The sequence below is a fragment of the Kitasatospora sp. NPDC059648 genome (assembly GCF_042734825.1).
Classification (GTDB): domain Bacteria; phylum Actinomycetota; class Actinomycetes; order Streptomycetales; family Streptomycetaceae; genus Kitasatospora.
This window is the reverse complement of the sequence record NZ_JBHWDU010000010.1, coordinates 80,969-106,648: the sequence shown is the minus strand read 5'-3', so window position 1 is coordinate 106,648 and position 25,680 is coordinate 80,969. Positions and strand designations below refer to the sequence as shown.

Here is a 25,680-nt window from a genome sequence, read left to right as displayed (position 1 = left end):
TGGGGGGGGGGGGGCTCCGCGCATCGGGGGGGCGCTCGGGGTTTTGGGGGGGGGGCGGCCCGGGGGCGGCGCCGGCCCCCCACCGCGAGTGTCCCAGGCAGCGCCGGGGACCGGGGTCCCGTCCCCCGGGCTCAGGCGTCGGTGCGCAGCAGCCGCACGGCCGCGCCGGCCAGGGCGAGCACCGTCCAGCCCAGGAAGACCAGCAGGCCGGCCGTCGGCGACAGCGTCGTCGAGTCGTGGTGCAGGGCGAACATCGCCTCACCGGCGTGGCTGGGCAGGTAGGGGCTGATGTGGTTCTGCCAGGAGGTGGGCAGCAGCGAGGTCAGCCCGGGGATCAGCATCAGCGAGGCGACCAGGACGGCGATGCCGCCGGCCACCGAGCGCAGCAGCGCGCCGAGGGCGACGCCGATCACCCCGACCAGGCCGAGGTAGAGCCCGGCGCCGAGCAGGCCGCGCACCACGCCCGCGTCGGAGAAGGTCATCGCCGCCCTGGTGCTGGAGAGGATGCCGCTGTCGGCCGAGAAGGCGACGAACACCCCGGCGGTGCCCAGAACCAGCGCGATCAGCCCGTACACGGCGGCCTTGGACCACAGCACCGGCAGGCGGCGCGGCACGGCGGCCAGGGTGGAGCGGATCATGCCGGTGGAGTACTCGCCGGCGGCGACCAGTACCCCGAGGACGCCGAGCGCGAGCTGGGCGAAGTTGGTGCCGAAGAGGGAGAGGCCGAGCGCGCTCTGGGCGGCGAAGTCCCGGTCCATCGGGCGGCCGGAGGTGATCCGCGACTTGAACTGGAAGGCGGCGATCATGCCGAAGGCGACCAGGAACAGCAGCGCCAGGCCGAGGGTGATCCAGGGGGAGCGCAGCGACCACAGCTTGGCCCACTCCGAGCGCAGCACGCGGGCGGCCGTCACCTTGTACGCGGGACGGGCGGTGCGCAGCTCTGCGGGCGTGGACGACGTCTGGCTCGGGGTGACCGTACTCACGCGCCCACCTCGCTGCGCTCGGCAGGTGCTTCGCACAGTGCGCGCCTCTCGATGATTCGCTCGCTTCGCCCGCTCATGCCGCGCTCCTCGTGGTCTCGGTGGTGGTCGTGGTGCCGTGGTACTCGACGGCGTCCCGGGTGAGGTCCATGAACGCCTCCTCCAGGGAGACCGTGCGGGGGGTCAGTTCGAACACGGCGATGCCGTGCTCGGCGGCGGTGAGGCCGATCTCTCGGGCCGTCCGCCCGCTGACCAGCAGTTCCTCCGAGCCGGTGCGGCCGGTGATCTCCACGCCCGGTCCGGCGAGCAGGGAGCGCAGCCGGGCCGGGTCGGCGCTGGCCACCTTGACGACGTCGCCGCCGGCCTGCTGGACCAGCTCCTGCACGGTGGTGTCGGCCAGCAGCCGGCCGCGTCCGACGATGATCAGGTGGTCGGCGACCAGCGAGACCTCGCTCATCAGGTGCGAGGAGACGAAGACCGTCCGGCCCTCCGCGGCGAGCGAGGTGAGCAGGTTGCGGATCCACAGCACGCCCTCGGGGTCGAGCCCGTTGACCGGCTCGTCCAGCATGACCGTGGCGGGGTCGCCCAGCAGGGCGGCCGCGATGCCGAGCCGCTGGCCCATGCCGAGCGAGAACGCCCCGGCGCGCTTGCGGGCCACCGACTGGAGGCCGGTGAGCTCGATGACCTCCTCGACCCGGCGGCGCGGGATGCCGTGGGTGTGGGCCTGGGCCATCAGGTGGTTGAAGGCCGAACGGCCGGGGTGGATCGACTTGGCCTCCAGCAGGGCGCCGACCTCCTGCAGCGGCGCGGCGTGCTCGGCGTACCGGCGGCCGTTGACCCGCACCGAGCCGCTGGTGGGCGCGTCCAGTCCGACGATCATCCGCATGGTGGTCGACTTCCCCGCGCCGTTGGGCCCGAGGAACCCGGTCACCGCTCCCGGCCGGACCGTGAAGTCCAGCCCGTCCACGGCGGTCTTCTCGCCGTACCGCTTCGTCAGCTGGTGCGCCTCGATCATCGCTCGCCCTTACGTCCAGGGGCCGGGCCGTCCCGGCCACCCACGCCTCCACGCTAAGGGCGGGCGGCGCCCGATCCGTGGCACCGCGGGCTGATCATCGGGCCGTCCGTAGTACCGCGGTACCACGCCCTCGCCCCACCCGCCGCAAAAGCGCTTTCGCCGCGGCCGCCCTCCGGCCGAGGATGGCGGCATGGACGAGCAGACAGTGACCCTGCGCCGGATGACCCCGGCCGAGTACCGGTCGGCCACCGAGGAGCGCGAAGCGGAGACGGTGCGCGAACTCGCCAGGCTCATGCCCGAGGAACTGGCCCGGGAGCGCACCCGCCAGGGCACCGCCAGGTTCCTGCCCGAGGGCCTGGACACCACCGGCCACCACCTGGTGGTGGCCGAGAACGAGTCGGGCCGGACCGTCGGCACCGCCTGGATCGGCCCCGATCCGCGCGCCGGGGCCGGCACCTCCGACTCCGCCTGGCTCTACCACGTACGCGTCCTCCCGTCGTTCCGCCGTCAGGGGTACGGCACCGCCATCCTCGCCGCCGCCGAGCGGCTCGTCGCCCGGGAGGGCATGAGGGCGCTCGCCCTGAACGTGTTCGGCGGCAACGAGGCAGCCATCGCCCTGTACCGCCGCAGCGGCTACGGGGTGTCGTCGATGTACATGAGCAAGGAGGTCGGGACGTGACGGATCCCTGCGGGGAGTGCGGTGCTCGGGCGTGCGAGGAGCTGTTCCACGGGCTGCTGGCGCTGGACCACTCGCGGGCGGAGCCGTGGGGGCCGCTGCACGGCGTGTCGGTGTCCTGCTTCCTTCTGCAGCACGCCGGCCGGCTGCCCGCCGACGGCGGGGCGGCAGCGCGGGGCCTGCTGCAGGCGTACCTCGACGGCGGGCTGCCTGCGGTGCAGCGGCTGATCGGGCGGGCCCGCGCCGCGAACTCGCACCGGGTGAAGGCCGGGGCCGCGCCGGGCGGGGCCGCCCGTGGTACGGCCGTCCCGGTGGGGCGTGAGGCGCCGAGGGGCGGTTTCACCGTCACCATCGAGCAGGTCGCGCAGGGCGGGACCTTCCCGGCCGCGGGGTTCCCCGAGCGAGTGCGGGCCTGGGCGGCGGCCACGCTGGAGGTCTCGGGGCCGCACAGCGCGTAGTCGGCGCCCGGGACCGGGACGGGACCGTGGTCCCATGCGCATGGGCGGGCGCGGCGGTGCCGTGGAGGGGCGGGTCGACCGGCCTGCGCCATCCTCCCCGGAGGACAGCATGAGCGCCAGATCGGCCAACGCGGTGGCGGTCGCCGGTGCCGCTGCGGTCATCGGCCTGGCGATCGTGATCGTCCGTGCCGTCCGGGCCCGCAAGGCCCCGGTCGGGAGCGGCCCGGCCGGGGCCGCGGCGAAGCCGGGCAAGCCCCGTCGGAAGTGCCCCGGCCCGCCGAACCGCGACTGACACCGCTGGCCGCCCCGCCGCGCCGCGGTCAGCCGCCCGCCGGATTGCGCGGCAGCAGCGCGTGCACCCGGGTGCCGCCGCCGAGGCCCTCGACGGGGTCCACGGTGCAGGTGCCGCCGACCTCCGCCGCCCGTTCGCTCATCGACCGCAGCCCCACCCCCGGGTACCCGGTGTCGCTGCGGCCCGGGCCCTGCCCGTCGTCCTCGACGGTGAGTTCCAGCACTCCCGGGTCCACCCGGACGGTCACGGTGGCGCTGCTCGCCCGCGCGTGGCGCAGCACGTTGTTGAGCGCCTCCGCCGTGATCCGGTAGACGGCGACCCCCACCGCGGCGGGCAGGTCGGGCAGCGGGTCCGGGGCCAGCCGGGCCGTGACGGCGAGCTCCGCGCCGCTGAAGGTGTCGGTGAGGCGGCGCAGCGCCCGGGTCAGCCCGTAGTCGCCGAGCGCGGTGGGCCCGAGCCGGTCGGTGATCCGCCGGACCTCGCGGACGGCCGCGGCGAGGTCGTCCGCGAGGTCCTCCAGTGCGCCCGCGAAGCGCGCCGGGTCGTCCACCGCGGCGGCTCCCTGCAGCCGCAGCCGCAGGCCGGCCAGCATCGGGCCGAGCCCGTCGTGGATGTCGCGGCGCAGCTGCCGGCGCTCCTCCTCGCGGGTCGCGATGATCTGCTCGCGGCTGGCCCGGAGGTCCTCCATCAGCTGGAGCGAGGCGACGGCGGGTGCGGCCTGGTCGGCGAGCGAGCGCAGGATGTCGCGGTCGCTGTCGTCGAGCGCGCGCTGGCCGGGGCGCAGGGCGACGGTCAGCCGGCCGATCTCGCTGCCGCGGTGGACCAGGGGGAAGCGCTCGCCGCTGCCCGGGGGCTCCCCCACGGCGGCTAGCCGACGTTCGCCGCCCCGGGTGGAGACGGTCAGCGCGACCCCGGGCAGCCGCAGTTCGTCACCGACCGTGCCGCAGAGCACGGCGGGCACGTCCTGCGGGTCGACCGTCTGGCTGACCCGGCCCGCCAGGCTGCGCAGCACCTGGTACGGCTGCGCGCGCGAGCCGTAGTACCAGCGGTCGACGATGCCGGAGGCCCGGCTCACGCCCTGGGGCAGGCCGCTGGCGAGCAGGAAGATGCCCGCCACCACGCACAGCGCACCCACACCGTGGCCGGGCAGCAGCATGGTGGACAGCAGTCCGGCCAGCAGCACGAAGGCGACCGTCAGTCCGGTGGCGACCAGCAGGCCGACCAGCACCCGACGGGCCGAGCGGTCCAGCCGCCAGGAGCCGTCGCGCACCACGACCGCCGCGAGGGTGACCGTCCACAGCGCGGAGGTGGCCGCATGGGCCGTGTAGGAGGCGCTGCTCTGGCCGTTGAGGTAGTAGCCGGCCTCGGCGCCGGCCCAGAGCAGGTAGACGGCGAGCGCGGCCAGGACGTTCTGCCGGCGCCGCCGGTCCACGTGGCGGGTGCGGACGAGCGGCACGAGCACCGCCAGGAGGGTCAGGGCGCCCCAGACGATCGGCTGGGTGAGGTGCAGCTGCCCGTTGAAGCTCCGCAGCCAGTCGGCGACGGTGGTTTCGGCGAGCGGGTTGGGGCGGCCGAAGACGGTGGACTGGTACACGTAGTAGCTCGCCTGGGGCAGCACCCACAGGCCCACCGCGCCGATCGCCGGCCACCAGCGGCGATCGGGCAGCCTGCCGTACGGGAGCCAGAGCGGCAGTGCCTGCCAGATCGTGCCGCTGACGGTGTAGCCGACCGACTTCAGCACCACCACGCCCGCGACGTACCGCGGATCGCCCACCTGGGTCCAGACCGGCGTCTCGGCGGCCAGCGGGAGGATCAGCGCCGCCCCGTACGCCAGCAGCACCCAGCCCAGCTCCAGTCCGGGCCGGTGGACGTGCAGCAGCACCCCGCCGGCGACGGCGGCGAGCCCGTACCCCAGCACCGCCAGGTGCCGGGCCGGCTCGCCGATCCCGGGCGTGCCGAGGTGGCTCAGCACGTACCCGGCCCACAGACCGCCCGCGGCCAGGCAGACGATCGCCCACAGCCCCGCCATCGCCAGCTGTCGGTCCGCCTGCCCCGGCCGGGGCCGCCACCGGACGCTCCGCGCGCTCTCCGCACTCATGACCGCCCTCTCTTCGTGTGCGACCCGCCGCATGCCAGCAGTCTGGTCCGCCCACCGTCCCGGGCGCATGGGGCATCGGCCCCGGGAGTGATGGTCAGATGGTCCTCCGCCGGTGACCGGGCGTCACGGGAGCGGTCGGCGGGGACGGGCCCTCGGGCCGCATCGGTGGGCGGGCTCCGGGCTCCGGGGGATGCATGAGGGGTCGTCCGGCGACGGGCCGTGACGACCCGGAACCGGCACCGGAACAGGCCGGTGCGACGGGAGGGGCGGCGAGCATGGGCGGCCTGGACGGCAGGACGGCACTGGTGACCGGTGGTTCGCGCGGGATCGGGCGGGCGGTCGCACGGCGGCTCGCCGCCGACGGCGCGCTGGTCGCGGTGCACTACGGCGGCAACGCGGAAGCGGCCGAGGAGACGGTGAAGCTGATCGCCGAGGCTGGCGGCCGGGCGTTCGCGGTGCAGGCCCGGTTCGGCGAGGGCGACGCGCTGGACCGCCTGTTCGAGGGCCTCACCGCCGGGCTGGCCGAGCACGGCGAGGACGGCCTGGACGTCCTGGTCAACAACGCCGGGATCCACCTGGCCGGCACGATCGGGCAGCTCACCGAGGAGGAGTTCGACCGGCTGATGGTGATCAACGTGCGCACGCCGGTCTTCGTGATCCAGCGGGCGCTGCCGCTGCTGCGGGACGGCGGGCGGATCGTGAACATGGCCTCGGCTGCCACCCGGATCGGCTCACCGGTCCAGATCGGCTACAGCGTCAGCAAGACGGCGCTGGCGGCCCTGGCCGCACCGCTCGCCAACGACCTGGGGCGGCGCGGGATCACCGTGAACACCGTCAACCCCGGCGTGGTCCTCACCGGCATGACCTCGGCCTGGACGGGCGTCCCGGAGGCGATGGCCGGCCTGGAGTCGATCACCGCCCTGGGGCGGATCGGCCGGCCCGACGACGTCGCCGACGTGGTGGCCTTTCTGGCGGGCCCCCAGGCCCGCTGGGTGACCGGCCAGGCCATCGACGCCTCCGGCGGCACCTACCTCGGCCCGATTCCCCCGGCGTGACCGGCCGGGGGCACCGTCGACCGCTCGGGAACGTCTCGGCCGGTCGGCCTGGCCGGGGCGGACGGCACCGTCTCCACCTTCACCGTCGGCGGGGGCATCGGCGCCGGCGTCGGCTGAAGCGGTTCCCGGTCTCCGGGGGGCCTCAGCCCTTCTGCCGGCCGGGGTCGGCGGTCGCGCCGCAGAGGGCGTCGTCGACCAGCTCGCTCTCGGCCTGTTCCACCTGGCGGACGTCGTCGCCGGTGTCGGCGCGGACGCCCGAGAGGGAGACGGTGACGCTGCGCCGGCCGTCGGCGGTGACCCCGGCAGCGGTGATCCAGCCGGCGTCACCGCCCTCGTGGCCCCAGTAGACCCCGCCGCAGGTCAGCGGGCGGGAGAAGATCCCCAGTCCGTCGGTGACGCCGGGCATGATCGGGTCGTACTCGGTGGCCGCCCTGGTCTCCTGCATCTGGGCCAGCTGGGCCGCCGGCAGGAGCCGGCCGCCGAGCAGGGCGCGGAAGAACCGGTCGAGGTCGGCGGTGGTGGAGACGAGCCCGGCCTCTCCGTTGACGCCCGAGCCGACCTGCTCGGTGACGTCCACGAGCGGCTCGTCGGCCCGGAAGGCCTGGTAGGTGTGGGCGTGCGGCCGGGGCAGCGTGGGCGAGGCACCCGGCCAGGAGGTGTGGTCGAGGCCGAGCGGCCGGACGATCCGGTCCCGCACCTCCTCGTGCCAGGGGTGGCCGGTGGCCCGCTCGATGATCATGCCGAGCAGGACGTAGCCCGTGTTGCTGTACCGCCACTCCTTGTCGGGCTCGAAGTCCGGCCGGTGGCTCATCGCACGGGCGACGGTCTGCTCCGGGGAGAACGTGTCGTACCGGTGCCGCCGGAAGTCCTCCGCCGACGTGTAATCCGGATAGTCGTCGTGGATGCCGCTGGTGTGCTGGAGCAGTTGCCGAACGGTGATCGCCTTGCCGTCGTTGCCGTTTCCGGACACCACGCCGGGCAGCCATCGTTCGACCGGGTCGTCCAGGGAGAGCCTTCCCTCGCCGACGAGTTGCAGGGTCACGGTCGCCACGAAGGCCTTGGTGACGCTGGCGATCCGGAAGTGGCCGTCCGCGGGGACCGGCCGCCGGGTCGTCAGGTCGGCGACGCCGCTGGTGGCGGCCACGGTCCGGCCGTCCCGGGTGACCAGGCGCGCCTGTACGCCCGTCACGCCGAGGGCGGTGATCGCGTCGGCGTCGCGCCGAAGCCGGCTCCGGTCGTCGTGCTGCCGGGCGGCCGTGGCGCTGGGCAGGTGGGTGGCCAGGGTCGCGGCCATGACCGCGGCCAGTGCCAGGGTCCGCCGGACGGCGCGGCCGAGTCGTCGTGCCGGGGCGTTCGGTGTGTTCGTCATGGCGTTGACGCTAGGTCCGGCCGGGGTGGACGGTCGGTACCGTCCGCCGGTGGGAAAAGGGGGTAGTGGGCTGTAGTGCCGGGCGCGGTCGCGATGGACCAGACTTGTGCGGATGAACCTCCATGGGGCCCGCGGACCAGCGACGTGGCACGCTCTGGGCTATCTCCTGGGAAGCCTGTGCACCGCCGTGCTCGCCCTGCCCGCGCTGCCCGTACTCGCCGTTCCGAAGGCGTCCCGCGCCTGGGCGTCCTGGCACCGCCGCCGCGCCGACCGGCTGCTGCTCGTTCCTCCCTCCGGACCCGTCCGGGTCGGTGCGTGGCGCGTCCTCGGGTGGCTGGGCTCGTGCACCGCCACGGGCCTGGCGTTCGGGCTCGTCGTGCTGCTGTGCGCGGGCAACGCCGTCACCACGGCCGTCACGGTGCCGCTGTGGTGGGCGTTGCCCGCCGGCACCCGCGCGGGCGGCTTCGCCGCCGGTGTCCCCCTGACCGGGTGGGGCACGGCGCTGACCCTGGGAACGGCGCAGGCGGTCGTGCTCGCGGCCCTGACCCACCGGCTGGCCCCCGTACTGGCGCGGCTGCACGCCCGGGTCTGCGTGACCCTGCTGTCTCCCTCGGTCACCGAGAGCCTGGCGCGGCGGGTGGACGCGCTGACCGAGACCCGGGCCGGTGCCATGACCGCGCACGGCGCGGAACTGCGCCGGATCGAACGCGACCTGCACGACGGGACCCAGGCCCGGCTGGTGGCCGTCGCGATGCGGCTGGGCGTGGCCCGTGAACTCCTCGACGAGGACCCCGGGACGGTGGCCCGGCTCCTGACGGAGGCCCATGAGACCACCGAGGCGGCCATGGTGGAACTCCGCGCGGTGATCCGGACGATCTACCCGCCGATCCTCGCCGACCGCGGCCTCGCCGGGGCGCTGGCCGCGCTCGCAGCCGGATCGGCGGTCGACGCCACCCTCGACATCGGCGAGCTCGGTGCGGTCCCGGCGGCGGTCGAGGCCGTGGCGTACTTCACGATCGCCGAGGCGCTCACCAACGCCGCCAGGCACAGCCGGGCTACCCGGACCAGCGTCGGGGTCGCCCGCGACGGCAACCGGCTGTCGATCGAGGTCACCGACGACGGGATCGGCGGCGCCGACGAAACCCGGGGAACCGGCATCGCCGGCATCCGCCACCGGGTCCTGGCCCTGGACGGCACCGTCCGCGTCTACAGCCCCGGTGGCGGCCCGACCACGATCGGGGTGAGCCTGCCGTGCGCGTCGTGATCGCCGAGGACAACGTCCTGCTCTCCAGCGGGCTGGAACTCCTCCTCACCGCCAAGGGCTGCCACGTCGCCGCCGTAGCCAAGGACGCTCCCGGCTTCCTCGCCGCCGTCGCCGAGCACCGGCCGGACGTCACGATCGTGGACGTGAGACTGCCGCCCACCTTCCGCGACGAGGGCGTCCGCGCCGCCATCCTGGCCCGCCGGCGGCACCCGGGCCTGCCCGTGCTGGTCCTCTCCCAGTACGTGGAGCAGCAGTACGCCGGGGAGCTGGTCTCGGACGGCCGTGGCGGCGTCGGCTACCTCCTCAAGGACCGGGTGGGGCGGGTGGGCGAGTTCGTCGACGCGCTGCGTCGGGTCGCCGACGGAGGCACCGTCATGGACCCCGAGGTGATCGGTCAGCTGCTCACCCGTCACGCCCGGGACCCGGTCGCCGACCTGACCCCGCGCGAGCGCGAAGTGCTCGCCCTGATGGCCGAGGGGGCGGACAACACCACGATCGCGGCCCGTCTCGTGATCACCGACAACGCCGTGCACAAGCACATCGGCAACGTCTTCGCCAAGCTCGGCCTCTCCCCGGCCGACAGCGGCCACCGCCGGGTCCTCGCGGTCCTGACCTACCTCGGTCGCCACCCGACGGGCGAGGCAGGTCCGACGAGGTGACCGCGCGAGTGGCCGGGCGGCCCGTCAGTCCTCGGGGATCCGCAGCTCGCACCAGACGGCCTTGCCCGGCCCGGCCGGACGCCAGCCCCAGCGCAGGGCGAGGCGGCTCAGCAGGAACAGGCCGAGGCCGCCGTTCTCGCTCGGGCCGGACGGCGCCCTCGGCAGGGGCGGACGACGACTGGCGTCGCTGACCTCGATCCGCAGCAGCCCCGGGCAGCGCACCAGGAGCAGCGAGCCCGGGGCGCCGGTGTGGCGGATGGCGTTGCCGACCAGCTCGGACACCAGCAGGACGGCGTCGGCGACCATCCGGGCGTCGTCGACGTCGGCCAGGAACCCGGCGGTGCAGGAGCGCGCATCGGCGACCGCACCCGGACGGGCGGACAGCGGCAGTCGGCGCGCCCAGGGCCACGGGGAGGAGCGCGAGCGTGCGGGCACCCGAACTCCACCCATCCGACCGCACCTCCCTCCTCCGTCCGGTGTCCCTGGTCGTGCCGTGTCGTACGTCCCGCCCGTCTCCCGGGGCTCCGGCGCCCCGGGGCGGTTTCCCGAAGAGGCGCCCCGGATCAGTCCCCCGAGGCGCCCCGGATCAGTGCCCGAAGAGGTGCCGCCGCCGCTGCGGCTCCCGCGGGGCCCCGGCCCGGCCGCCCTGTTCGGCAGCGCGTTCCTCACGTGTCACGGGTGCCGTCCCGCCCGGATCGTCGAGGGTCTCGGGCGGGGCGACCGGCTCCACCACCCGGCGGGAGCCGCCGCGGTACCGGGTAGCCGCCACCGGACGCCGGGAGGCGCCCCGGACGGCGCGCCGGGACAGAGCCATCAGGGCCAGGCCCAGGCAGAAGAGCAGGGCGAGGGCGACGCCGGCGAGGAAGACGGCGAGGCTGTTCAGCTTCACGAGGTCGTTGCCCAGGACGGTCACCTGGTACTCCGGCCCGCCGGCGAGGTTGTCGGCGATCAGCAGCCCGATGAAGGCGCCGGAGGCCGCCATCAGCAGAAGTCCTAGCAGCAGCATGGGGGATTCCCCTTCCGTCCCGGTCGGTCGCCCCCCGTTCCAGGGCCGCGCCTACCCGGCGGGCTGCGTCCGTAACGTTCCGGGGCCCCGACCGAGCACGGGCACGGGCGCCCTACTCGACCCGTACCGCGATCAGACACGTGTCGTCGTCGGTGTCGGCGGGGCTGAGGTCGAGCAGCCGGTCCAGGTAGGCCTCCAGGTCCGGGCCCGGCGCCCCGGCCGTGCGGATCAGCTGGTCGACGGAGTCCTCCACCGGCCGGTCCCGCCGTTCGACCAGGCCGTCGGTGTAGAGCAGCAGGACGTCCCCTGTGGACAGGTGCAAGCTGCACTCCTCGTACCGGGCCTCCTCCAGGGCCCCGAGCAGCACCCCGTGCGGCAGCGGCAGCACGTGCGCGCCGTCGCCGCCCAGCCGGATCGGCGGCAGGTGTCCGGCCCGCGCCCAACGCAGTTCGCCGCCGGCCGGGTCGAGCAGCACGCACACGGCGGTGGCGGTGACCTGCCCGGGTTCCCGCAGCGCCACCGTGTTGGCCCACTCCAGCAGCTGGGCCGGGCCCGCCCCGGTGACGGCCAGGCCGCGCAGCGCGTGGCGCAGCGCGACCATTCCGGTGGCGGCGCCGACGCCGTGCCCGGCGACGTCCCCGACGGCGAGCAGGACGCGTTTGTCGGGCAGCGGCAGCACGTCGTACCAGTCGCCGCCGACCCGGTCGCGCTTGGCGGCGGGGCGGTAGCGCACCGCCGCCCGCAGGCCGGTCACGTCGAGCGGGGGCTCGGCGGGCAGGATGGCCTGCTGGAGCCGCAGGGCGAGCTGGGCGCGTTCGGCCGACTCCTGCTCGCTGTCGGCCAGCCGTGCCCGGGTGGCGCCGAGGGCGATCTCGGTGCGGTGCTGGGCGGAGACGTCGTGGTAGGCGCCGCGCACCCCGACGAGCCGGCCCCCGTCGTCGAGGACGGGTTCGGCGATGACCCGGGTGTAGTGGTAGGCGCCGCCCGGGCGGGCGAGCCGGAACACCGCGGAGGAGGCACGCCGCCGCTGCCGGACGGTGTCGACCAGGCGGCGCACGGCGGGTTCGTCGTCCGGGTGGACGTGCCGGGCGAGCTCGACCAGCGGGACGGGCTGCGCTCCGGCGGGCAGGCCGAAGAGCTGCCACAGGCCGTCGCTCCAGCGGATCCTGCGGTGCTCGGCGTCCTCCTCGAAACCGGCGACCCGGGCCAGCCGCTGGGCCTGGCTCAGCAGCGCCGCCTGTTCGTCGCCGCCGGGCGGCCCGGTCGCCGCGTCCCAGCCGACCAGCAGCCGCCCGCCGAGCGGGGCGACGGCCAGCCGTACGGTGGCGGGCACCGCGAACGGCCCGTCCCGGAGGACCAGCCGGACGACCTCGCCGGTCAGCGGGACGCCGGTCCGGTGCACCCTGAGCAGCCGTTCGAACAGTCCGCTCGCGCCGGCGGCGGGGTAGGCCTCCAGGAACGAGGCGCCCTCCAGCGCGTCGCGGGGTCGGCCGAGCGGGTCGCGGAACTGCGCGTTGACCCGCCGGATGGCGAAGTCGACGAGCTGGCCGCCCTTGAGCTGGGGCTCCAGCAGCAGCGCGGGGGTGAGCAGGCCCTCCAGCAGGATGTCCTGGTCCTGGGGCATCGGCGGTTGGCCGACCGGGCCGAGGAGGGTCGTGCAGAGCTCGGCCAGGGCCCGCAGCTGCCGGCACTGCGGCGGGGTGAGGGTCGGACCGGGCCCGGGCCAGAGCACCTCCAGCGCGCCCAGGCGCCGGCCCGCCTCCAGCAGCGGCAGGACGGCCCGGGCGGATCCGGGCCCGACGGACGGACCGGCGGCGGCCGGATCGCCGGGCCACAGCTCCGCCGCGCCGCCGACCACCTGCTGGGCCGGGGTGGCGACGCCGGGCGGGACCCGGCTCCAGGCCTCGGCCTCGGCCTCGGCGAGTCCGCTGTGCGCGGCGAGGCAGAGGCCGCCGCCCGGCAGGCGCTGCCAGACCGCCAGGGCACGGACGTCGAGCGAGGCCGCCAGCTGCTCCAGGACGGCTCCCGCGGCTCGCTGCAGGTCGGGCTCGGCGGCGAGGGCGGGGGCGACGGGCGGCGCCGCGGTCGCGAGCCTCCGGGTGAGCCCCTGCGCCGCCTCGGCCGCCTGCCGCCCGTCCGTCCCGCCTGCCGACGCGTCCTCCCCCTCCGCTGCCGGCTCCCCCTCCGCTGCCGGCTCCCCCTCCGCTGCCGACTCCCCGGCCGTCCCGGCTCCGGCCGTCGGCAGCCCAACGATGTCCGCGGCGAGCGCCGCGACCGTGACACCGGCCTCCCGGGCCAGCCGGACCAGGTGGGCGGCCGCCTCCGCGGGGAGGATCCCGAGGCGCTCGGACAGGATGCCGGTGGCCAGGTCGACCACGCTGCGGGTGCGGGCCTCGGCCCGCTGCCGGATGGCCGCGTCCTGCAGCCGGCGGACCGTCCCGGCGAGCGCCCGGGCCGTGGTCTCCTCGTGCTCGGGCCGGGCGGTCACGGCGTGTCCAGCCAGTGGTGCATCCGGTCGATCAACCGGGCGGTGTCGACGGGTTTGGTGACGTGGTCGTCGGCGCCCGCGTCGAGGCTCTTGTCCTTGTCGCCGGGCATGGCCTTCGCACTGACGGCGATGACCGGCAGCCGGGCGAAGCGCTCGTCGGCGCGGATGGCGGCGATCGCGGCGTAGCCGTCGAGGCCGGGCATCATGACGTCCATCAGCACGAGGTCGGTCTCGGGGTGATCGCGCAGCAGGTCGAGCCCGGTCCTTCCGTCGGTGGCGTGCAGCACCGTCAGCCCGCTCTCCTCCAGGGCGGAGGCCAGGGCGAACACGTTGCGTACGTCGTCGTCGACGATCAGGACGGTCCGCCCGGCGAGCCGCTCGTCGGCGGCCACGGCGGCGTCCGGGCCGGGGGCGGCCGGGTGGCGTCCGCCGAGCCGCCGGATCACGCGTTCGCGCAGGTCGTCCAGTCCGTGGGTGAGTTCCACTCCGCCCACCGCGGTCGGGGCGGCCGCGCCGTCGCCCTGGTAGCCGAGGACGGCCGCGCCGTCCCCGAGCGCGTCGAGCAGGGCGGGCGCGAGTTCGCCGGAGTGGGCGAGGTCGAGCACCACGCAGCGGTGCGGCCCGGCGGCGAGGGCGGCCCGCAGTCCCGGTTCGTCCTGGGCGCTGTCGATCCGCACCTCCGGGCCGGCGGTGCCCAGGGACTCGACGGCGGCGCGGGTGAGCAGGGTGAGCAGGCCGAGCGGCTCGGGTTCGACCACCAGCACCCCGGACCCGCCCTCCGGGGCGGTGGCGCGCCGCTCGGACGAGGCGACGGGCAGGTAGAAGGTGAAGCGGCTGCCCGCCCCCGCGGTGGAGGTGACGGTGAGGGTGCCGCCGAGCAGCCGGGCGAGTTCCCGGCTGATCGACAGCCCGAGGCCGGTGCCGCCGTAACGACGGCTGGTGGTGCCGTCGGCCTGCTGGAAGGCGCCGAAGATGGTGTCCAGCTGGTCCAGTTCGATACCGATGCCGGTGTCCTCGACGTGGAAGGCCACCGCCGCCCCCACCCGGCCGAGTTCGAGCGGCAGCTCCGGGCCCTCGACGCACTGGATCCGCAGTTCCACCCGGCCGTTGTCGGTGAACTTGATCGCGTTGGAGAGGAGGTTGCGCAGCACCTGGCGCAGCCGTGCCTGGTCGGTGACGAGTTCGTCCGGGACGGACCGGTCGACGGCGACGCCGAAGGTCAGGCCCTTCTGGTCGGCGAGGGGCTGGAAGCTGGACTCGACGTACTCCAGCAGCTCGCGCACCGCGAAGGGTTCCGGGGCCAGCTCCATCTTGCCGGCCTCGACCTTGGAGAGGTCGAGGATGTCGTTGATGAGCTGCAGCAGGTCGGCGCCGGCGGAGTGGATGACGCCCGCGTACTCGACCTGCTTGGGGCTGAGGTTGCCGGTGGCGTTCTGGGCGAGCAGCTGGGCGAGGATCAGCAGGCTGTTCAGCGGGGTGCGCAGCTCGTGGCTCATGTTGGCCAGGAACTCGGACTTGTACATCGAGGTCAGGCTCAACTGCCGGGCCCGTTCCTCCAGTTCCTGGCGGGCCTGTTCGATCTCCAGGTTCTTCGCCTCGATGTCCCGGTTGCGCTCGGCGAGCAGCGCGGCCTGCTCCTCCAGCTCGGCGTTGGAGCGCTGGAGTTCCTCCTGCCCCGACTGCAGCTCCTCCGACCTGGCCTGCAGTTCGGCGGTGAGTCGCTGGGACTCGCCGAGCAGTTCGTCGGTGCGCGCGTTGGCCAGCAGGGTGCCGATGTTGACGCCGCAGGCCTCGGCGAACTGGGCCAGGAAGTCGCGGTGCACCTCGGTGAAGGGGTGTACGGAGGCGAACTCCAGGACGCCGAGCAGCCATTCCTCCAGCGCGATGGGCAGCAGGACGAGCGAGCGGGCGTCGCAGGCCCCGGCGCCGGAGGCGATGACGGCGTAGCCGGGCGGGAGCTCGTCGACCGCGACGATCCGCCGGCTGCGCGCTGCCTGGCCGACCAGGGATTCGCCCAACTTGACCCGCTGGTCGGAGAGTTCGTCCGCCGCCCGGCCGTAGGCGCTGATCCGGGCCAGTTCGGTGCCGCCGTCGGTCTCCTCTGCCAGGAAGAAGGCGCCGTACTGGGCGTCGACCAGGGGCGTCAGCTCCTCGGTGATCATGTCGGCGACGGCCTGGATGCCCCGGCGGCCCTGGATGGCGGAGGAGAAGCGGGCCAGGTTGGTCTTCAGCCAGTCCTGTTCCTGGTTGGCCTGGATGGTCTCGCGCAGCGACTCGACCATGGCGTTGATGTTGTCCTTGAGGTCGGCGACCTCGCCGGAGGCGTCCACCGTGATCGAGCGGGTGAGGTCGCCGGCCGCGACGGCGCTGGTGACCTCGGCGATCGCCCGGACCTGCCGGGTCAGGTTGCCGGCCAGCTCGTTGACGTTCTCGGTTAGCCGCTTCCACGTGCCGGACACTCCCTCGACCTCGGCCTGGCCGCCGAGCCGGCCCTCGGTGCCGACCTCGCGGGCCACCCTGGTCACCTCGGCAGCGAAGGAACTCAGCTGTTCCACCATCGTGTTGACGGTGGTCTTCAGCTCCAGGATCTCCCCCCGCGCGTCGACGTCGATCTTGCGGGTGAGGTCGCCCTCGGCGACGGCCGTGGTCACCTGGGCGATGTTGCGGACCTGGCTGGTCAGGTTGTGCGCCATGAAGTTGACGCTGTCGGTGAGGTCCTTCCACGTCCCGGCGACGTTCGGCACCCGGGCCTGGCCGCCGAGGATGCCCTCGGTGCCGACCTCGCGGGCGACCCTCGTCACCTCGTCGGCGAACACCGAGAGGGTGTCCACCATGGTGTTGATGGCGGCCGCGAGCGCCGCGACCTCGCCCTTGGCCTCCACGGTGATCTTCTTGGAGAGGTCCCCGCGCGCGACGGCGGTCGCCACCTCGGACATCGAGCGGACCTGGCCGGTGAGGTTGGAGGCCATCACGTTGACGTTGTCGGTGAGGTCCTTCCAGGTGCCGGAGACACCCCGGACGGTCGCCTGTCCGCCCAGGTTCCCGGCCGTACCGACCTCCCCGGCCACCCGGGTGACCTCGTCGGCGAAGGCGGACAGCTGGTCGACCATCGTGTTGAGGGTCTCCTTGAGGTCCAGGATCTCGCCGCGCGCGTCCACCCGGATCTTCTGGGTGAGGTCTCCCTCGGCCACCGCGGTGGCCACCCGTGCGATTCCCCGGACCTGGCCGGTCAGGTTGCCCGCCATCGCGTTGACCGAGTCGGTGAGGTCCAGCCACGTCCCGGTCGCGTCCGGCACCTGGGCCTGCCCGCCGAGCCGGCCCTCCGTACCGACCTCGCGGGCGACCCTGGTCACCTCCGAGGTGACTCTGGACAGTTGCTCGGACATCCCGTTGAAGACCGTGGCGATCTGCCCCAGCTCCCCCGGCCGGTCCGGGTCCAGTCGCGTGCGGAAGTCGCCGTCGCGGACGGCCGTGAGCCCGGCGAGCAGCTGCTGCAGCGACTGTTCGGCAAGCCCGATCTCAGGGTGCTCGTCCATCCGTCCACCGTCCGGATCGCACGGCCGGGCGCCTTCTGGCATCCCGACCAGGGCGGCGGGCCACCGCCCTGCTCCCACTGTGCCACCAGAAGCCCGGGGGCGGCAGCCCCGCGCACCGCGCTCAGGCGGCCGCGGCTCAGGCAGGAGCGGCTCAGGCAGGAGCGGCTCAGGCGGGAGCGGCGAGCCCACGGACCGTGCGCAGCTCGGCGGCGGTCCGCAACGGGTCGTCCGTCTCCACGGCGAGCCCGGCGAACGGCTCCGGCGGGCGCAGCCCCACGCACAGCACGGCGTGCCGGTGGCCGCGCAGAGCGACGAAGTCCCGTCCGTCCTTGTGCCGCCAGACACCCAGGCAGAGCGCGCCGGGCACGGCCACTCCGCCCACCCGGACGCCGCGCAGCGCCCGCCAGCGGTCCGGCTCCACTTCGACCGCCGTGACGGCCTCCAGCGGCACCCGAACCTCCCTGCGGCGGGCCACGATCCGCTCCCACCAGGCGAGGCGAACGACCAGGTCGTCACCGTCGATCAGCACCCCGGCCATGTCCGACTCCCTTCCGCTCCCCCGCTTCCCCGGCCCTCCGCCGCCGTGCGCGCGGTCAGCCGGGGACGGTGTCCCGCACCGGGAAGGCGTCGATGGCACCGGTGAGTTCGAGCATCCTCAGGACCAGCGGCCGGGGGCGGGCCAGTTCGATCCGGCTGCCGTCGCCGACCGCGCGGGCCTGGGCGCGCAGCAGGGCGTTGAGGCCGGTCGAGTCGCAGAACTCCAGCCCGGCGCAGTCGATCACGATGACGGTCGCGGGCTCGGCCAGGGCGGGCTGGAGCACCTCGTTCAGCACGGTGGCCGAGTCCAGGTCGAGTTCGCCGTACAGGACGACGACGGTACCCCCGGCCCATGGCGAAGCCTCTGCGGCGAACACCCCGGGTGCGCTGACGCGGTCGGACGTCGGACCCGGCCCCTTCGGCTGGCGGCGCGTCATCGTGCTCCTCCTCCGGGTCCGTCCCACGACAGCCCCTCGCAGCGCGACTGTCCACTGCGCGGGCCGGGGAAACGCTGGCGCGTCGCCGAGATACCCGCGCCTCGGTCTTCCCCTGCCCGGCTGAACTCACGGCTGCGCCGCACTGCGCCGTCGCCGCCCGCGAACACGAGCCGCCTGGTCCGCCCCGGCTCCGGCGGTCCGTCACTCCGCGGCGGGCTCATGGTGGGCCGCCTCACTCCCGGTCGGGAGCCGGGGAGTCGGTGGCGGCCTCCGTCGCCGGGGGGCCGGATTTCGCGTCGGGGTCGAGCCGGACCCGCAGCACCGTGTCGGTGCCGGTGACCTCGAACAGCCTGGCCACGACCGGACGGGGCCGCGAGACTTCCAGGGTCCGCCCGCTCGCGTCCGCGTCGAGCCGGGCACGCAGCAGGATGTTCAGGCCCGTGGAGTCGCAGAACCGCAGTTCAGCGAGGTCGACCACGATCCGCCGGACGCCGTCGTGCAACGGTCGCGCCAGCGCGTCGCGCAGCACGTGCGCCGAGTCGTGGTCCAGCTCCCCGACGACCGTGACGACCCGCACCGAGGCCCGGTCGTCCACCACGACGTGCAGGCTCCCGCTCTGCTTCTCCCCCTCGCTGGGGACCTCGGTTGGCCCTGGCATCGTGCGCTCCCGGTCCGCTCGCAACGGCAGGGTGCCGTCCCGACCATCATGCCGCGCGGCGCGCCGAACCGCTCGGACGGCCCTCGCGGGCGGGGCCCGCCCCAACCGGGCCACCCGCCCGCCGAGGTGTACGAGCCCCCGAGCCGGAGAGACGCTGGGGGCAGGACTTCCACCCGGGAGGCCTCCGTGTACGGCAGGGCCCACCGTCGCGGGCCTTCCCCGCACGGTCGCCGGCCACCTCGGCTGGCTGCCGGTGCGGAACCGGCGCCGCGGCGTCCGGCTCACCCATGACCAGGAGACGAACCCGCGGCGCGGAACACCAGGCCGCTGCGGCAACCACCACGAGGAGGCCGCCCGGACGCGACTGCGCCCAACCGACGGGGCGGGCGTGGAGAGCGGCCCGGAGCGGGACCGAGACGAAGGAGGCGAGCCCCCGTGAGCGACCAGGCCCCGACCCGCGACGAGCCCGTGCCCGAGGACCTGCCGGTCCCGGTCGAGACACCCCCGTCCCGTTCTGCCGACGACGGGCCGCCGTTGGTGCCCGAGGAGGGGCAGCAGCGTCCGGACGGCGGGCAGGAGCCCGGACCGACCGCGCCGGCCCCCGAGCCGGATCCGCACGAGACGCCCGACTGAGCCGACCGTGGCCGGCCCCGGAAGCCTTCCCATGAGCAAGCCCCACCGGATCCCTCGGCCGCACCGGCCCGTCCGGTCGGTGCGTCCGGTGCTGCCCGTCCTGCCCGGTCCATGCCGTGGAGCCGACCGGTGGGCGTGAACGGCCCGGGACGGCCGGCCCGGCGCCCCCGGCCGCTCGGCAGCCGGCCGCCCCGGGTCGCGCTGCGCCGGGCCCGTACGACGGCGCCGCCCGAGCGCGTGCCGGCCGGGCTGCGCACCGCCGCCGGGTACGCCTGGCGGCTGGGGCTGCTCGGCGTGGTCGTGTACCTGGCCGTCGGTGTCCTCGGCGAGCTCCGGATGCCGATGATCGCGCTGTTCCTGGCGCTGGTGATCACCTCCGTGCTGCGCCCGCTGGTCGACCTGCTCGACCGGGTGATGCCCCGCTCGCTCGCCGTCCTGGTGGCCTACGTGTGCGCGGTCGCGCTCATCGGCGGGGTCCTGGCACTGGTCGGGACGAACGTGGCCGACCAGTGGAACGACATCGGCAACGAGCTGCGCGGCGGCCTCGGCCGGATCGACCGCTGGCTCACCCATGCCCCCCTCCACGTACGGCCCGGCACCGTCACGGACCTGCGGGCGAAGATCGGGGCGTTCCTCTCCGCGCACCGGTCGGCCCTGCTGACCACCGCGCTCAGCGGGGCCAGCACGGCGGTTGAAATGGCCACCGGGCTGGCCCTGGCGGTGTTCTGCTCGGTGTTCTTCCTGCACTCCGGTGACCGGATGTGGGCCTGGGCGCAGCGCCAGCTCCCGGTCCGGGCCCGTCCGGTCTGGGGCCGGGCCGGGCGGGTCGCCTGGCAGACCTTCGCCGGCTACACCCGCGGGGTGCTGATCGTGGCGGCGACCAACGCGGTGCTGGTCGGCATCGCCCTGGCCGTGCTGCGGGTGCCGCTGGTGCTGCCGCTGATGGTGCTGGAGTTCGTCGCGGCGCTGGTGCCGCTGATCGGCTCCCCGATCGCTCTGGCGGTCGCCGCGCTGGTGGCGCTGGCCGCGCGCGGGCCGGTGGTGGCGCTGCTGGTGCTCGCGCTGATCGTGATCATCGGCCAGATCGAGGGGCACCTGCTGCACCCGCTGGTGCTGGGCTGGTCTGTGCGCATCCATCCGGTGGCGGTGGCCCTGTCGGTGATCGGCGGTGCCGTGCTGGCCGGGGTGCTGGGCGCGCTGGTCGCCGTGCCGGTGGTGTCGGTGGCCTGGGCGGTGATCAGCGAGCTGCGCGACCACGCCCCGCCGAAGGCGCCGGGCGGGCCGCGGTCACGGGGCGATGCCCCGCCGGTGGGCGACCACCCGCGCCGCGCCCAGCGCGATCGACGACGCCCAGACCAGGGAGAAGCCCGTGAGCGCGGCGGGTGAGTGCGCGGTGACGCTGATCAGCAGCAGGGCCGCGGAGAGCCCCCCGAGCACCGAGAACACGAAGACGGGAATCCGGGCGACCTTCCGCAGCGCCCAGCCCGCCAGCCGACGGGGGCCGTGCCCCATGGTGCGCAGGGCACGGTCCAGGTGGCGGTCCGCTCGCAGGTGGTTCTCGATCTCCGTGAGGATCCGCAGTTCGCGCCCGGAGAGCCCCGGCCCGTCCATCCGCGCCACCTCCCACCGGGCGACTGCCCGGCCGGGCGATCGCCGTAACCTCCCACGCGGCCCGAAACCGGTGGGGTGGGACCGGGCGGGTTCCCGGAGGGCGGACGGCGCCCGGCTGTACGGCTGAGAGCGAGCCGGAGGCCCGGGGGTGTCCCCGGGCCTCCGGCCGCCGCGACTGGTCAGCTCTGGCGGAAGAGCGCGTTGCTGACCTCGTCGGGGCCCTCGAAGCTGTCCCGATCGAGATCGGAGATCTGGTCCACGAGGGTTTCGTCAGCCCCGTTCGAGCGGGCGCGCTCGACGAGTTCGTCACGGTCGGCGGGGTAGTTGACGCCCTTCAGGGCCTTCTGGACATCGATGGGGTTGATCCGGCTCATCAGCCGTCTCCTTCGGTGGTTCGTGGTCGTGGAGCCCGGGCGAGTACCCGGTGGTCGCCGTTCCTGTGCACGGTGCGTCACCGTCACCGGTCGCAACCCGCCGGATTCGCGGGCGCGTGCGACCTGAAAGCTCCCTGTACTAAGGCCACCGTGCGCCCCTCTCGGCGCATCCGCACCCGTGGGCGGCGACCACTGAGCCGTACGAGTTCAGACCTGCCGCTGCGCTCACCCGGGTGGCGTGGCGCCGGGCACCGTCCCGCCGGGGCGGCGTCGCGGCGGCGGGGAGACACTGGTCGAGGGGAGCGGGAGGTGATCAGGATGTCCGGCTACCGCGCTCTGGTCGGCGAGCTGGCCGGCCTCGTCCGGCTGGCGCACTCCGCCCTGCGCGGTGCCACCGCCGTGCTGACCGACCCGGCCGCCGGCCATGCCGCGATCGCGGCCGCCGAGAAGGCCTTGGCCGAGCTGCGCGCCCGGACCGAGGAGGACGCCGCCACGGCCCTCGACGGGCGCCCCGGAATCGTGGTCGGCGTCCACGTCGGGTGCGAGGTGGAGGCGCTCGGGCAGCTGGCGCGGCGCCTGCTGGAGGCGGCCTGGGCGCGGCAGGAGCGCGAGCCGTACGGCGATCGGCTGCTGGCCCCGCTGCGCGGGATCGCCGGGGCGGCGCTGGGCCTGCTGACACGGGCGGCCGACACCCTGGAGTCCGGAGCGCCCGAGGGCGTCACCCGTGTGCTCACCGAGTTGCCGGAGGTCGCCCGGCGCCAGCGACTGCTCTACGAGCTGCTGCTGCACGACGGCGCCACCGACCCGGTGGACGCCGCCGACCTGGTGCTGCTGGCCTGCTGCTACCAGCAGTGCGCCGACCACGCCGGGGCGATCGCCCGCCACGCGGCGCTGTTCGCGCACGCCGGGGACTGAGGAGGCAGCCGATCATGGCACCGAGGCGCTGGCAGTTCTGGGTGGACCGCGGCGGCACCTTCACCGACGTGGTGGCGCTGGCCCCGGACGGCCGGCTGCTGACCCACAAGCTGCTCTCGCACGACCCGGCCCGCCACCGCGACCCCGCCGTCGCCGGGATCCGCGCCCTGCTGCCGCCCGACGCCGACCTCGGGCGGGACGTCGACTCGGTCCGGATGGGGACGACGGTGGCCACCAACGCCCTGCTGGAACGCACCGGCGAGCCGACCGCCCTGTGCATCACCCGCGGCTTCGCGGACGCGCTGCGGATCGGCTATCAGAACCGGCCGCAGATCTTCGCCCGCGAGATCACCCTGCCCGAGCCGCTGTACGCCCGGGTGATCGAGGTGGACGAGCGGATCGCCGCCGACGGCGAGGTGCTGCGCCCGCCCGACCTCGACCGGCTCGCCGAGGAGCTGCGCGGCTGCCTGGCGGACGGCATCCGCTCGCTCGCCGTGGTCTGTCTGCACAGCTACCTCCACCCCGCGCACGAACGCGAGATCGGGCGCCTGGCCGAGCGGCTCGGCTTCGAGCAGGTGTCCCTGTCCAGCGAGGCCAGCCCGCTGATGAAACTGGTGCCGCGGGGCGACACCGCGGTGGTCGACGCCTACCTCGGCCCCGGGCTGCGCCGCTACGTCCACCGGGTGGCGGACGAACTCGCGGGCGTGCGGCTGATGTTCATGCAGTCCAACGGCGGCCTGGCCGAGGCCGGGCACTTCCGCGGCAAGGACGCGATCCTGTCCGGCCCGGCGGGCGGCATCGTCGGCATGGTGCGGATGTCCCGACTGGCCGGGTACGACCGGGTGATCGGCTTCGACATGGGCGGCACCTCAACCGACGTCTCGCACTTCGCGGGCGAGTACGAGCGGGTGGTCACCACGCAGGTCGCCGGGGTGCGGCTGCGGGCGCCGATGCTGGCCATCCACACCGTCGCGGCGGGCGGCGGCTCGGTGCTGCGCTTCGACGGCGCGCGCCTGCGCGTCGGGCCGGACTCGGCCGGCGCGGATCCCGGCCCGGCCTGCTACCGCGCCGGCGGCCCGCTGACCGTCACCGACGCCAACCTGCTGCTGGGCCGGATCCAGGCCGAGCACTTCCCGCACGTCTTCGGACCGGACGGCGACCAGCCGCTCGACCGAGAGCTGACCCAGCGTCAGTTCGCCGAACTGGCAAAGGAGATAGGCGACCGCTCGGCCGAGGAGACGGCCGAGGGCTTCCTGCGGATCGCGGTCGGCGACATCGCCAACGCGATCAAGCGCATCTCCGTCCAGCAGGGCCACGACGTCACCCGTTACGCGCTGACCACCTTCGGCGGCGCGGGCGGCCAGGTCGCGTGCCCGGTGGCCGAGGCGCTGGGGATCCGTACCGTGCTCGTCCCCCCGATGGCCGGTGTGCTGTCCGCCCTCGGCATCGGCCTGGCCGACACCACCGTGTTGCGCGAACACGCCGTCGAACGCCCGCTGGCGGAGGGCGAGATGGCCGCCGTCCGGAAGCGGGCCGACGAGCTGGCCGCGGAGGCCACCGAGCGGCTGCTCGACCAGGGCGTCCCGAAGGAGCGGATCCGGCTGACCCGCCGGGCCCGGCTGCGCTACCAGGGCACCGACACCACGATCGGCGTCCCACTGGGCGAACCGGCCGGGATGCGGGCCGAGTTCGAGCAGCGGCACCGGTCCGCCTACTCCTTCCTGATGGACCGGCCGCTGGTCGTCGAGGCACTCGCCGTCGAGGGCACCGGCCTCACCGAACAGCCGGAGCTCGGCGCCCTCTCCCCCGCCTCCGGGGCCGAGCCCGCTCCCCTCGCCGTTGAGCTGCACACCGGCGGCGAGCGGCGCCGGGTCCCGTTGCTGGAAAGGGAGTCCATGCGCCCCGGGACCACCGTGACCGGCCCGGCCGTGATCGCCGAGGCCAACGCCACCACCGTGGTGGACGACGGCTGGCGGGCGACCGTGACCCGGGCCGGGCACCTGCTGGTCGAACACGTCGAGGCCCGCACGGAGGAGACCGTCACCACCGCCGCCGACCCCGTCCTGCTGGAGGTGTTCAACAACCTCTTCATGGCGATCGCCCAACAGATGGGCGCCCGGCTGGAGTCCACCGCCCAGTCGGTCAACATCAAGGAGCGGCTGGACTTCTCCTGCGCGCTGTTCGACCCGGACGGCAACCTCGTCGCCAACGCCCCGCACATCCCGGTGCACCTCGGCTCGATGGGCACCACCGTCAAGGAGGTGATCCGCCGCCGCGGCCCCGAGCTGCGCCCGGGCGACACCTACGCGGTCAACGACCCGTACCACGGCGGCACCCACCTGCCCGACGTCACCGTGGTCACCCCGGTCTTCGACGCCGCCGGGAGGGACGTCCTGTTCTTCGTCGCCTCCCGCGGCCACCACGCCGAGCTCGGCGGCATCACCCCCGGCTCGATGCCCGCCGACAGTCGGGAGATCGACGAGGAGGGCGTGCTCTTCGACGACTGGCCGCTGGTGGTGGACGGCCGGCTGCGCGAGGCCGAAACGGTCCGGCTGCTCACCGGGGCCCGCTACCCCTCCCGCGACCCGGACACCAACCTCGCCGACCTGCGTGCCCAGATCGCCGCCAACCGCAAGGGCGTCGACGAGGTCGACGCGATGATCGGGCACTTCGGCCTCGACGTCGTCCAGGCCTACATGCGGCACGTCCAGGACAACGCCGAGCAGGCGGTGCGCCGCGCCATCGACGGCCTGCGCGACGGCTCCTACCGCTACGAGACGGACTCCGGCGCCGTGATCGCCGTCGAGGTCCGGGTGGACCACGCGGACCGCAGCGCCACCATCGACTTCACCGGCACCTCGCCCCAGCTCGCGGGCAATCTCAACGCCCCCTCCGCGGTCGTCACCGCCGCCGTCCTGTACGTCTTCCGTACCCTGGTCGACGACGACATCCCGCTCAACGACGGCTGCCTGCGCCCGCTGCGGATCGTCGTCCCGCCCGGTTCGATGCTCGCCCCGACCCACCCCGCCGCCGTCGCCGCGGGCAACGTCGAGACCTCCCAGGCGATCACCGGTGCGCTCTACGCCGCGCTCGGCGTCCAGGCCGAGGGCTCCGGCACGATGAACAACCTCAGCTTCGGCAACGAGAACCACCAGTACTACGAGACCATCGCCTCCGGCTCGGGCGCCGGGCCCGGCTTCCACGGCGCCGACGTCGTCCAGACCCACATGACCAACTCCCGTCTCACCGACCCCGAGGTCCTGGAGTGGCGCCTGCCCGTCCTGGTCGAGGAGTTCGCCGTCCGCCCCGGAAGCGGCGGCGAGGGCCGCTGGCACGGCGGCGACGGCGCGCTGCGCCGGCTGCGCTTCCGCGAACCGGTGACGGTCAGTCTGCTCTCCGGCCACCGCCGCGTCCCCCCGTACGGCCTGGCCGGCGGCTCCCCCGGCAGCCTCGGCGAGAACCGGATCCTGCGTGCGGACGGCAGCGTCGAGGAGCTGCCCGGCTGCGGCAGCGCCGACCTCGAAGCGGGGGACACCCTGGAGATCCGCACCCCGGGCGGAGGAGGCTACGGCAGCTGACACCACCGATCCCTGACGTCATGCGTTCAACGCCACAATCC

Annotated in this window: 23 protein-coding genes; 10 read left to right on the top strand and 13 right to left on the bottom strand. The window is 74.7% G+C overall.

The window, feature by feature from the left end:
- Window positions 1-131: 131 nt before the first annotated feature.
- Window positions 132-983 carry an ABC transporter permease gene (locus ACFV1W_RS09265; RefSeq protein ID WP_380414581.1) on the bottom strand — a complete coding sequence of 284 codons (852 nt, stop codon included), beginning with the start codon at window positions 981-983 and terminating at the stop codon, window positions 132-134.
- Between the two features lie 73 nt (window positions 984-1,056).
- Window positions 1,057-1,995, bottom strand: coding sequence for an ATP-binding cassette domain-containing protein (locus tag ACFV1W_RS09260; protein WP_380414579.1), 939 nt, complete (start codon window positions 1,993-1,995; stop codon window positions 1,057-1,059).
- Between the two features lie 190 nt (window positions 1,996-2,185).
- Here ACFV1W_RS09260 and ACFV1W_RS09255 point away from each other — a divergent pair, with 190 nt between their 5' ends.
- The 3 genes from ACFV1W_RS09255 to ACFV1W_RS09245 all read left to right on the top strand — a co-directional run bounded on the left by ACFV1W_RS09255 (window position 2,186) and on the right by ACFV1W_RS09245 (window position 3,421).
- Window positions 2,186-2,674 (top strand): GNAT family N-acetyltransferase, encoded by a 489-nt coding sequence (locus tag ACFV1W_RS09255; protein WP_380414577.1) that lies wholly within the window; start codon window positions 2,186-2,188, stop codon window positions 2,672-2,674.
- Window positions 2,671-3,129, top strand: a complete 459-nt coding sequence (locus ACFV1W_RS09250; RefSeq protein ID WP_380414575.1) for a DUF5946 family protein — start codon at window positions 2,671-2,673, stop codon at window positions 3,127-3,129. The genes ACFV1W_RS09255 and ACFV1W_RS09250 overlap by 4 nt, the downstream gene beginning before the upstream one ends.
- A 109-nt stretch (window positions 3,130-3,238) precedes the next feature.
- A complete protein-coding gene (locus tag ACFV1W_RS09245; protein ID WP_380414573.1) occupies window positions 3,239-3,421 on the top strand; it encodes a hypothetical protein in 183 nt (60 codons plus the stop codon).
- Window positions 3,422-3,449: 28 nt separating this feature from the next.
- On the opposite strand, the gene ACFV1W_RS09240 is transcribed toward ACFV1W_RS09245, so the two are convergent.
- Window positions 3,450-5,519: a histidine kinase gene (locus ACFV1W_RS09240; protein WP_380414571.1), complete on the bottom strand. Its 2,070-nt coding sequence runs from the start codon at window positions 5,517-5,519 to the stop codon at window positions 3,450-3,452.
- 275 nt (window positions 5,520-5,794) lie between these two features.
- On the opposite strand from ACFV1W_RS09240, the gene ACFV1W_RS09235 reads away from it, so the two are divergent.
- Window positions 5,795-6,574, top strand: a complete 780-nt coding sequence (locus ACFV1W_RS09235) for an SDR family oxidoreductase (protein WP_380414569.1) — start codon at window positions 5,795-5,797, stop codon at window positions 6,572-6,574.
- Between the two features lie 142 nt (window positions 6,575-6,716).
- On the opposite strand, the gene ACFV1W_RS09230 is transcribed toward ACFV1W_RS09235, so the two are convergent.
- Window positions 6,717-7,943, bottom strand: a complete 1,227-nt coding sequence (locus ACFV1W_RS09230; RefSeq protein WP_380414567.1) for a serine hydrolase domain-containing protein — start codon at window positions 7,941-7,943, stop codon at window positions 6,717-6,719.
- Between the two features lie 112 nt (window positions 7,944-8,055).
- Here ACFV1W_RS09230 and ACFV1W_RS09225 point away from each other — a divergent pair, with 112 nt between their 5' ends.
- Together ACFV1W_RS09225 and ACFV1W_RS09220 are read left to right on the top strand one after the other, a co-directional pair.
- On the top strand, window positions 8,056-9,207 hold the full coding sequence (locus ACFV1W_RS09225) for a sensor histidine kinase (protein WP_380414565.1): 1,152 nt from the start codon (window positions 8,056-8,058) through the stop codon (window positions 9,205-9,207).
- Entirely contained in the window at window positions 9,195-9,866 is a 672-nt protein-coding gene (locus ACFV1W_RS09220; protein WP_380414563.1) for a LuxR C-terminal-related transcriptional regulator, read from the top strand. The genes ACFV1W_RS09225 and ACFV1W_RS09220 overlap by 13 nt, the downstream gene beginning before the upstream one ends.
- Before the next feature lie 24 nt (window positions 9,867-9,890).
- Here the strand turns inward: ACFV1W_RS09220 and ACFV1W_RS09215 are convergent, their stop codons facing one another.
- The 7 genes from ACFV1W_RS09215 to ACFV1W_RS09185 all read right to left on the bottom strand — a co-directional run bounded on the left by ACFV1W_RS09215 (window position 9,891) and on the right by ACFV1W_RS09185 (window position 18,528).
- Window positions 9,891-10,301: an ATP-binding protein gene (locus ACFV1W_RS09215; RefSeq protein ID WP_380414561.1), complete on the bottom strand. Its 411-nt coding sequence runs from the start codon at window positions 10,299-10,301 to the stop codon at window positions 9,891-9,893.
- A gap of 151 nt (window positions 10,302-10,452) precedes the next feature.
- Window positions 10,453-10,872 carry a hypothetical protein gene (locus tag ACFV1W_RS09210; protein ID WP_380414559.1) on the bottom strand — a complete coding sequence of 140 codons (420 nt, stop codon included), beginning with the start codon at window positions 10,870-10,872 and terminating at the stop codon, window positions 10,453-10,455.
- Between the two features lie 112 nt (window positions 10,873-10,984).
- Entirely contained in the window at window positions 10,985-13,360 is a 2,376-nt protein-coding gene (locus tag ACFV1W_RS09205; protein ID WP_380414557.1) for a SpoIIE family protein phosphatase, read from the bottom strand.
- Window positions 13,357-16,896 carry a HAMP domain-containing protein gene (locus ACFV1W_RS09200; RefSeq protein WP_380414556.1) on the bottom strand — a complete coding sequence of 1,180 codons (3,540 nt, stop codon included), beginning with the start codon at window positions 16,894-16,896 and terminating at the stop codon, window positions 13,357-13,359. The genes ACFV1W_RS09205 and ACFV1W_RS09200 overlap by 4 nt, the downstream gene beginning before the upstream one ends.
- Before the next feature lie 166 nt (window positions 16,897-17,062).
- Window positions 17,063-17,434 (bottom strand): hypothetical protein, encoded by a 372-nt coding sequence (locus ACFV1W_RS09195; protein WP_380414555.1) that lies wholly within the window; start codon window positions 17,432-17,434, stop codon window positions 17,063-17,065.
- 55 nt (window positions 17,435-17,489) lie between these two features.
- Window positions 17,490-17,870, bottom strand: coding sequence for an STAS domain-containing protein (locus ACFV1W_RS09190; protein ID WP_380414553.1), 381 nt, complete (start codon window positions 17,868-17,870; stop codon window positions 17,490-17,492).
- A gap of 232 nt (window positions 17,871-18,102) precedes the next feature.
- Entirely contained in the window at window positions 18,103-18,528 is a 426-nt protein-coding gene (locus ACFV1W_RS09185) for an STAS domain-containing protein (protein WP_380414552.1), read from the bottom strand.
- Window positions 18,529-18,963: 435 nt separating this feature from the next.
- Between ACFV1W_RS09185 and ACFV1W_RS09180 the strand changes: the two genes are divergently transcribed.
- Window positions 18,964-19,161 (top strand): hypothetical protein, encoded by a 198-nt coding sequence (locus ACFV1W_RS09180; protein ID WP_380414550.1) that lies wholly within the window; start codon window positions 18,964-18,966, stop codon window positions 19,159-19,161.
- Between the two features lie 111 nt (window positions 19,162-19,272).
- A complete protein-coding gene (locus ACFV1W_RS09175; RefSeq protein ID WP_380414548.1) occupies window positions 19,273-20,547 on the top strand; it encodes an AI-2E family transporter in 1,275 nt (424 codons plus the stop codon).
- Here the strand turns inward: ACFV1W_RS09175 and ACFV1W_RS09170 are convergent.
- Entirely contained in the window at window positions 20,449-20,772 is a 324-nt protein-coding gene (locus tag ACFV1W_RS09170; RefSeq protein WP_380414546.1) for a hypothetical protein, read from the bottom strand. The genes ACFV1W_RS09175 and ACFV1W_RS09170 overlap by 99 nt on opposite strands.
- 179 nt (window positions 20,773-20,951) lie before the next feature.
- Window positions 20,952-21,146 (bottom strand): DUF2795 domain-containing protein, encoded by a 195-nt coding sequence (locus ACFV1W_RS09165; RefSeq protein WP_380414544.1) that lies wholly within the window; start codon window positions 21,144-21,146, stop codon window positions 20,952-20,954.
- A gap of 309 nt (window positions 21,147-21,455) precedes the next feature.
- Between ACFV1W_RS09165 and ACFV1W_RS09160 the strand changes: the two genes are divergently transcribed.
- Window positions 21,456-22,061 carry a hypothetical protein gene (locus ACFV1W_RS09160; RefSeq protein ID WP_380414542.1) on the top strand — a complete coding sequence of 202 codons (606 nt, stop codon included), beginning with the start codon at window positions 21,456-21,458 and terminating at the stop codon, window positions 22,059-22,061.
- A 14-nt stretch (window positions 22,062-22,075) separates the two neighbouring features.
- Complete coding sequence (locus tag ACFV1W_RS09155) at window positions 22,076-25,639, top strand: hydantoinase B/oxoprolinase family protein (RefSeq protein WP_380414540.1); 3,564 nt, start codon at window positions 22,076-22,078, stop codon at window positions 25,637-25,639.
- Window positions 25,640-25,680: the final 41 nt, after the last annotated feature.

What these genes read in the sequence shown, in the direction of transcription:
- ACFV1W_RS09260 (WP_380414579.1), bottom strand. Translation starts at nt 1,995, where the DNA reads ATGATCGAGGCGCACCAGCTGACGAAGCGGTACGGCGAGAAGACCGCC.
- ACFV1W_RS09255 (WP_380414577.1), top strand. Translation starts at nt 2,186, where the DNA reads ATGGACGAGCAGACAGTGACCCTGCGCCGGATGACCCCGGCCGAGTAC.
- ACFV1W_RS09245 (WP_380414573.1), top strand. Translation starts at nt 3,239, where the DNA reads ATGAGCGCCAGATCGGCCAACGCGGTGGCGGTCGCCGGTGCCGCTGCG.
- ACFV1W_RS09240 (WP_380414571.1), bottom strand. Translation starts at nt 5,519, where the DNA reads ATGAGTGCGGAGAGCGCGCGGAGCGTCCGGTGGCGGCCCCGGCCGGGG.
- ACFV1W_RS09235 (WP_380414569.1), top strand. Translation starts at nt 5,795, where the DNA reads ATGGGCGGCCTGGACGGCAGGACGGCACTGGTGACCGGTGGTTCGCGC.
- ACFV1W_RS09230 (WP_380414567.1), bottom strand. Translation starts at nt 7,943, where the DNA reads ATGACGAACACACCGAACGCCCCGGCACGACGACTCGGCCGCGCCGTC.
- ACFV1W_RS09225 (WP_380414565.1), top strand. Translation starts at nt 8,056, where the DNA reads ATGAACCTCCATGGGGCCCGCGGACCAGCGACGTGGCACGCTCTGGGC.
- ACFV1W_RS09210 (WP_380414559.1), bottom strand. Translation starts at nt 10,872, where the DNA reads ATGCTGCTGCTAGGACTTCTGCTGATGGCGGCCTCCGGCGCCTTCATC.
- ACFV1W_RS09200 (WP_380414556.1), bottom strand. Translation starts at nt 16,896, where the DNA reads ATGGACGAGCACCCTGAGATCGGGCTTGCCGAACAGTCGCTGCAGCAG.
- ACFV1W_RS09195 (WP_380414555.1), bottom strand. Translation starts at nt 17,434, where the DNA reads ATGGCCGGGGTGCTGATCGACGGTGACGACCTGGTCGTTCGCCTCGCC.
- ACFV1W_RS09190 (WP_380414553.1), bottom strand. Translation starts at nt 17,870, where the DNA reads ATGACGCGCCGCCAGCCGAAGGGGCCGGGTCCGACGTCCGACCGCGTC.
- ACFV1W_RS09185 (WP_380414552.1), bottom strand. Translation starts at nt 18,528, where the DNA reads ATGCCAGGGCCAACCGAGGTCCCCAGCGAGGGGGAGAAGCAGAGCGGG.
- ACFV1W_RS09175 (WP_380414548.1), top strand. Translation starts at nt 19,273, where the DNA reads ATGCCGTGGAGCCGACCGGTGGGCGTGAACGGCCCGGGACGGCCGGCC.
- ACFV1W_RS09170 (WP_380414546.1), bottom strand. Translation starts at nt 20,772, where the DNA reads ATGGACGGGCCGGGGCTCTCCGGGCGCGAACTGCGGATCCTCACGGAG.
- ACFV1W_RS09165 (WP_380414544.1), bottom strand. Translation starts at nt 21,146, where the DNA reads ATGAGCCGGATCAACCCCATCGATGTCCAGAAGGCCCTGAAGGGCGTC.
- ACFV1W_RS09155 (WP_380414540.1), top strand. Translation starts at nt 22,076, where the DNA reads ATGGCACCGAGGCGCTGGCAGTTCTGGGTGGACCGCGGCGGCACCTTC.